At 64.1% G+C, this 6997-nt stretch carries 6 protein-coding genes; 4 read left to right on the plus strand and 2 right to left on the minus strand.

From position 1 onward, the window contains the following. Nucleotides 1–106: 106 nt before the first annotated feature. Entirely contained in the window at nt 107–613 is a 507-nt protein-coding gene (gene purE, locus ACH2AT_RS10330; protein ID WP_394965812.1) for a 5-(carboxyamino)imidazole ribonucleotide mutase, read from the minus strand. 366 nt (nt 614–979) lie between these two features. After that, entirely contained in the window at nt 980–1465 is a 486-nt protein-coding gene (ybaK, locus tag ACH2AT_RS10335; protein WP_394965814.1) for a Cys-tRNA(Pro) deacylase, read from the minus strand. A gap of 343 nt (nt 1466–1808) precedes the next feature. Here ybaK and aroF point away from each other — a divergent pair, with 343 nt between their 5' ends. The 4 genes from aroF (at nt 1809) to metA (ending at nt 6865) form a co-directional block, all read left to right on the plus strand. Beyond that, complete coding sequence (gene aroF / locus ACH2AT_RS10340) at nt 1809–2822, plus strand: 3-deoxy-7-phosphoheptulonate synthase (RefSeq protein WP_394965816.1); 1014 nt, start codon at nt 1809–1811, stop codon at nt 2820–2822. Nucleotides 2823–2918: 96 nt separating this feature from the next. Next, entirely contained in the window at nt 2919–4208 is a 1290-nt protein-coding gene (locus ACH2AT_RS10345) for an O-acetylhomoserine aminocarboxypropyltransferase/cysteine synthase family protein (protein WP_394965818.1), read from the plus strand. A gap of 119 nt (nt 4209–4327) precedes the next feature. Beyond that, entirely contained in the window at nt 4328–5938 is a 1611-nt protein-coding gene (locus ACH2AT_RS10350; protein ID WP_394965820.1) for a hypothetical protein, read from the plus strand. 3 nt (nt 5939–5941) lie between these two features. Next, complete coding sequence (metA, locus tag ACH2AT_RS10355) at nt 5942–6865, plus strand: homoserine O-succinyltransferase (RefSeq protein ID WP_394965822.1); 924 nt, start codon at nt 5942–5944, stop codon at nt 6863–6865. The last annotated feature ends 132 nt before the right edge of the window (nt 6866–6997 follow it).

The raw sequence follows: 6997 nt of genomic DNA on the forward strand, positions 1-6997 counted from the left end.
TTAAAGTTACCCTTTTTTCACTACTGTAAAAATTTTAACTTTTTTCATATCACCTCTTGACATTTCTTAGCTGGACTTTTTTGTAAAAGTCTGTGGTGCGTTTTCATCAAAGCTCTGCCAGCTGGGCCTGCAAGGCTTCTTCCTTTTGGGCGATCTGGGCGGCCATGGCCTCGCGGTCGGCGGCCAGAAGGGCGGCCAGCCGCCCGTCGGTGACGGCCAGGATCTGGGCGGCCAGCACGGCGGCGTTCTTCGCGCCGTTCAGCGCCACGGTGGCCACGGGGATGCCGCTGGGCATCTGCACGGTGGCAAGCAACGCGTCCAGCCCGTCGGCGGCGCCGCCCTTCATGGGGATGCCCACCACCGGCAGGGTGGTGTTGGCGGCAACGGCCCCCGCCAGATGGGCGGCCATGCCCGCCGCGCAGAGGATGACGCCGAAGCCCCTGTCCCGGGCGGATTTGGAGAACTCCGCGGCCTCGGCGGGGGTGCGGTGGGCGCTGAGGATGTGGGCCTCGAAGGGGATGCCCAGCCGTTTAAGCTCGGCGCAGGCGGCTTTCACCACCGGCCAGTCGCTGTCGCTGCCCATCAAAACGGCCACTTTTTTTGTCTGTGTCACCTTTGTTCGACCTCCCTGTTTTGCAAAAAGAAAAGGCGTGGTGCACACTTACACCACGGCCTTTGTGTCACTTCGATAAAGGGGTGCTCTTCCCCCGCTGTTTGCGCGCACGGCACTTCGCCCCGCCATGGGAACCGGGCCGCCCAAACAAACAACGCCCCATGCCGCGCACCTCCTGCAAAAAAATCTTGCCCACCGCCGCTGGGCGCGGCGCGCGGGCGTGCTTTCTACCCTTTCAGTTTAAAGGGTGCGGCGGCAAAATGCAACCTGTTTCGCACCTTGCAAACTATTTTCAGAACATTTGCTCCGGGCGCATTGTTTTCCCCGCGCTTTTTTGGCACGATTACCAATCAAAACGCCTGGTAGTCATACTTTCCCGGCGGTGATGGCGGCGTATTTCGCACCGGTGACCGCCAGCAGGTCGGCGGGGGCAAGCTCCACCTGGGCCCCGATGCGCCCGGCGCTGACCATGATGGTCTCCTTGTCCGCCGCGCTCTCGTCCACCGTGGTGGCAAAAGCCTTTTTCATGCCCACGGGGCTGCACCCGCCCCGCACATAGCCGGTGGTCTTGAGCAGGTCCGCCACGTGGAGCATGGCCACGCTCTTCTCCCCCACCGCCCGGGCAGCGGCCTTCAGGTCCAGCTCCTGGGCCACCGGGATGACGAACACATAAAAGGCCCGGCTGGCCCCCTGGGTCACCAGGGTCTTGAACACCCGCGCCGGGTCCTGCCCCAGCTTTGCCGCCACGGCCACCCCGTCGATGGCCCCGTCGGAATGGTCGTACTCGTGGAATGTATAGTTCACCTTCGCCTTGTCCAGCATGCGCATGGCGTTGGTCTTGGGCTGCGCCATCGTTTCCTTCCCCTTTTTTCCGCCGCGGCCATCGGGCCGGGCATTTTTTCTTTTATTGTAGCACGCCGTGCAAGAGGGGAACACTTTCCCTTGACAAAGCGTTTTCCGCGTGCTATGCTTTGCACAAATCTTTTTGAACGCGCGAGGTGCGCCATGACCACTCTGTTCACCGCCGGCATGTATTATTACGGCTTTTCCTTCATGATGGGGAAAGGCTCTGTTTGCTGCGGTCAGGCGGGAGTGTAAGAGGCGCGGGAAAGCGCGTTCCAGTGCACGAAACCACCGGGAAGCCTGCGGCGGCAGGCTTCCCGGTTTTTATTTTGAGACGAGGGGGAAAACCGATATGATCATCATTCTGAAGCAGCACGCCGACCCGCAGGCCGTGAAGGACCTGTGCAGAGAACTGGAGGGCCGGGGCCTTTCCATCCACGAGAGCCAGGGCGCCGAGACCCACATCCTGGGCCTTGTGGGCGACACGAAGTCCATCGCCGAGAGCTGGCTGCGGGCCAGCCCCGTGGTGGAGGACGTGCGGCGGGTGAGCGAACCCTACAAGAAGGCCAACCGCAAGTTCCACCCGGAAGACACGGTGGTAAACGTGAGCGGCGTCCCGGTGGGCGGCGGGCACTTCGCGGTCATCGCAGGGCCCTGCAGCGTGGAGGGCGAAAGCCAGATCGAGGCGGTGGCCGCCGCGGTGCAGGCCGCCGGGGCGAAGCTTTTGCGGGGCGGCGCCTTCAAGCCCCGCACCTCGCCCTACTCCTTCCAGGGCATGCGGGCGGAGGGGCTGGAGCTGCTGCGCCACGCCCGCAGCAAAACCGGCATGCCCATCGTGACCGAGATCATGAACACCGAGCACCTGCCTCTTTTCGCCGACGTGGACCTCATCCAGGTGGGCGCGCGGAACATGCAGAACTTCGAGCTGCTCAAGGCGGTGGGCCGCAGCGGGCGGCCGGTGCTTTTGAAGCGCGGCCTTTCCGCCACGCTGGAGGAGCTGGTGATGAGCGCCGAATACATCATGGCCGAGGGCAACGACCAGGTGATTTTGTGCGAGCGGGGCATCCGCACCTTCGAGCCCAGCATGCGCAACACGCTGGACATCAGCGCCGTGCCCATGCTGAAAAAGATGACCCACCTGCCGGTGGTCGTCGACCCCAGCCACGCGGCAGGCATCGCCTGGATGGTCCAGCCGCTGGCCGCGGCGGCGGTGGCCGCCGGGGCGGACGGCCTGATGGTGGAGGTGCACAACGACCCGGCCCACGCTCTGTGCGACGGGGCCCAGAGCCTGACCCCCGCCCAATTCTCCGCTTTGATGGACAAGCTGCGCCCGCTGGTGAGCCTGATGGGCAAAACGCTGGGCTGAGGCGCCTTGCAACACCGGCATGGATACGCTAAAATAATAAAGTAACGTGTTTTTTCCGCCCGCCGGGCGGAAGCTATATGGGGAGGATTTTTCAAAATGGATCTGCATCTCAACAGCATCTGCGTGCAGGGCGGCTACACGCCGGGCAACGGCGAACCCCGCCAGGTGCCCATCATCCAGAGCACCACTTTTAAATACGCCACCAGCGAGGACATGGGCAAACTGTTCGACCTGGAGGCCAGCGGCTACTTCTACAGCCGGCTGCAAAACCCCACCTGCGACACGGTGGCCGCCAAGATCTGCCAGCTGGAGGGCGGCACCGCCGCCATGCTCACCAGCTCCGGCCAGGCCGCCAGCTTTTATTCGGTGTTCAACATCGCAAGCTGCGGCGACCATGTGGTGAGCAGCAGCACCATCTACGGCGGCACCTACAACCTCTTCGCCGTGACCATGAAGCGGATGGGCATCGAGTTCACCTTCGTGGACCCGGACTGCACCGAGGAGGAGCTCGCCGCCGCCTTCCACCCCAACACCAAGGCCGTGTTCGGCGAGACCATCGCCAACCCCGCCCTGACGGTGCTGGACATCGAGAAGTTCGCCAAAGCGGCCCACGCCCACGGCGTGCCCCTTATCATCGACAACACCTTCGCCACCCCGGTGAACTGCCGGCCCTTCGAGTGGGGCGCGGACATCGTGACCCACTCCACCACCAAGTACATGGACGGCCACGGCTCCGCCGTGGGCGGCGCCATCGTGGACAGCGGCCGCTTTGACTGGACCCGTTACCCCGACAAGTTCCCCGGCCTTTGCACCCCCGACGAGAGCTACCACGGCGTGGTGTACACCGAGCGCTTCGGCCTGGAGGGCGCCTACATCACCAAGGCCACCGCCCAGCTGATGCGGGACTTCGGCAGCATCCAAAGCCCCCAGAACGCCTATCTTTTGAACCTGGGCCTGGAGAGCCTGCATGTGCGCATGAAGCGCCACTGTGAGAACGCCCAGGCCGTGGCGGAGTTTTTGCACGGCCACCCGAAGGTGGCCTGGGTGAGCTACTCCGGCCTGCCCGATGACAGGCACTACGCCCTGGCCCAGAAGTATCTGCCGAATGGCGGCTGCGGCGTGGTGAGCTTCGGCGTGAAGGGCGGGCGCAAGGCCGCTGAGGCCTTCATGAAGCACCTGAAGCTGGCGGCCATCGAGACCCATGTGGCCGACGCCCGCACCTGCTGTTTGCATCCCGCCAGCGCCACCCACCGCCAGATGAACGACGAGGAGCTGGCCGCCGCCGGCGTGAGCCCGGACCTCGTGCGCTTCAGCTGCGGCCTGGAGGACAGCCGCGACCTCATCGCCGACATCGCCCAGGCGCTGGACGCGGTGGCGGAAGGATGAGCGCCGGGCAGCGGGCAGCCGCTCTCTGGCAGGAGCCCTGGACACAGCTTGGGCTGGGCATACTGGCCGTATTGCTCTATCAAAGGGTCCTTCCCCGCTGGCTGCGCGGCGGCAGCCTCTTGCTCTTTCTTGCTCTGTGCCTGCTGGCCTGGGTGCTGATATCCCAGGCGCGCCGCCTTGCCCCGCCCAAGAAAAGCACCCTGCTGATCACTGCCGGGCTGGGCGCTGCGCTGGGCTTTGGGTCTGTGGTGCCTCAGATGCTGTTGCGCACCGGCAAAAGCGCCGGCCCGCTGGCGCCGCTGGCGCTGGAAGGCGCGGTGCGGGCTGCGGCGCTGGCCTGCATCGCCGCGCCCTTGCTCTGCTTTGCCGCCGGGCGGCTGTGTGCCCTGTGCGAAAAGGCGGCCGCTCCCGCGCGGCCCTTTCCCCGCCTGGCCTTTTTCGCGGCAAGTCTCCTGGTCCTTTATCCCGCCTGGAAGAACCGCTTGGTGGAAAACGGCACACTGGACTATGCCAATCAGCTGGGCCAGGTACAGGGCACGGTTCCGCTGAATGACGTGCACACCCTGGCCCACACCTTCATCATCTGGCTGTTCCGGGGCAACCACAGCGCCCTGGTCACCGGCCAGTTCCTGGCGCTGGCAGCCCTCACCTGCCTGTTTGCCGCCTGGCTCTGGCGCCGGGGTCTGCCGCCTTTTGCGGTGAGCGCGGGGCTGCTGGCCTTCATGCTCAACTCCACCACGCTGGCAATGTTCCAGATCGGCACCAAGGACCCGCCCTACGGCCTGTGCATGGGCCTCGCGCTCTATTTCATGGCCCGCTTCATCGCAAACGACCTGGCCTGGAGATGGTATCACCGGCTGGCCTTCGGAGTGACACTGGCCGGCTGCGGCCTGCTGCGCTACAACGGCTACGCCTTTGTGCTGGTGTGCCTTGTCTGGCTGGCGGTGATGGGCTTTGTCCGCCGCCGGCGGGAGGGCTTTTCCGTCGTCGCCGCCGCGCTGGCCACCGTGCTGGTTTTTAATTTCTGTGCCTACAACATTGCAGGCGCGGTCAAGATGCCCAGCGGCGTATCCATGCAGGTGCCCGCCACCGGCATCGTCATCCTGCTGCACGACGGCGTGCTCACGCCCGAGCAGGAAGCGCGCGCCCGGGAGCTGATGGCCGTGGACTGCGCCGTAAAAGCCATCGACGAGTTTGACATCGACCACTACAACTCCACCAAGCGGATCTGGTGGCACCGAGACCTGCTCACCTATGTCCCCACCGCCTCTGAGGAAAAGTTTGCACCGCTGCTGGACCAGGACATCTATCTCATCGACCCGCTGAACAATCTGTTCACCCTTTCCCTCGCGGAAAACAAGGCGGGCATCGTGGCGCTGTATCTGGAACTGTTTTTCCAGCACCCCATCGCCTGCCTGCGCCTCATTGCCGAAAACCAGACCAGCGCCTGGGGCTGGAGCACGGAAAACCCCATGAGCCACCTTTTCTATCTGTGCCTCATGCTGATGGGCTTTGCCGCCCTTGGCCTGCGCCGTCTGGCGCGCACCTGGCCGCTGATGCTGCCGGTGCTGTGCAACCTGGGCTCGGTGCTCATCGCCAGCGCCACCAACGAGGACCGCTATCTGCTGCCCACCTACCTGCTGGCAGTGCCTTCTATCCTGTTCGCGGTTGCCGCCGCAAACGACCGTTGCGCCGCACGCGAAAAAACCATTCAAGCAGGGAGTGTTTGAACCATGCCCCTCATCATCCCCAAAACGCTGCCCGCCTACAGCGTGCTGGGCAGCGAGAACGTGTTCGTGATGCACAAGCGCCGTGCCCGCACCCAGCACATCCGCCCGCTGCGCATCGTGGCGCTGAACCTGATGCCCACCAAAATAGCCACCGAGACCCAGCTGGCGCGCCTTTTGGCCAACAGCCCGCTGCAGGTGCAGCTGACCTTGCTGCACACTGCCAGCCATGCCGCCAGCCATGTGCCCGGCGGCCACATGGAGGCTTTTTACAAGACCTTTGACGAGATACGCGGCGAACGGTTCGACGGCATGATCATCACCGGCGCGCCGGTGGAGCAGATGCCCTTTGAGGAAGTGGACTACTGGCCGGAACTGTGCCAGATCATGGACTTTACCCGCACCAATGTCTACTCCACCCTCCACGTCTGCTGGGGGGCCCAGGCGGCGCTCTACCACCACTTCGGCATCGGCAAGCGCCCCCTGCCCGAAAAGATGTTCGGCATCTTCCCCCACCGGGTCACCCGCCCCTCAAACCCGCTGGTGCGGGGCTTTGACGAGGAGTTCTGGGCGCCCCACTCCCGCCACACCGGCGTCGACGAGGATCAGGTGAGAGCCTGCAGGGACCTGCGGGTGCTGGCGGAAAGCGACGAGGCGGGCATCTACCTGATGAGCACCGACAGCGGGCGGCAGATCTTTGTCACCGGCCACCCGGAGTACGAGCGTCTGACCCTGGACGCGGAGTACCGCCGGGACGTGGCCAAGGGCTTGCCCATCGCCCCGCCGAAGCACTACTACCCCGGCGACGACCCCTCGAAGGAACCGGTCTACCGCTGGCGGGCCCACGCCTTTTTGCTCTACACCAACTGGCTGAACTATTATGTGTACCAGAACACCCCCTACGACCTGGGCGAACTGGACACCTTTTGACCTGACGCACGCGCCGGGGGCCTTCGCCGGCCCGCCCGGCGCGCTTTTTTAAAGGAAGACCTGCTAATAAAAGTCAAGCAGAAACTTTAAGTCTTTAAGGGGTGCAAAAAAGCAATGCAAAATCAAGCCGCT

The sequence above is a fragment of the Candidatus Allofournierella excrementigallinarum genome (assembly GCF_944388085.1).
GTDB classification, from domain to species: Bacteria; Bacillota; Clostridia; order Oscillospirales; family Ruminococcaceae; genus Allofournierella_A; species Allofournierella_A excrementigallinarum.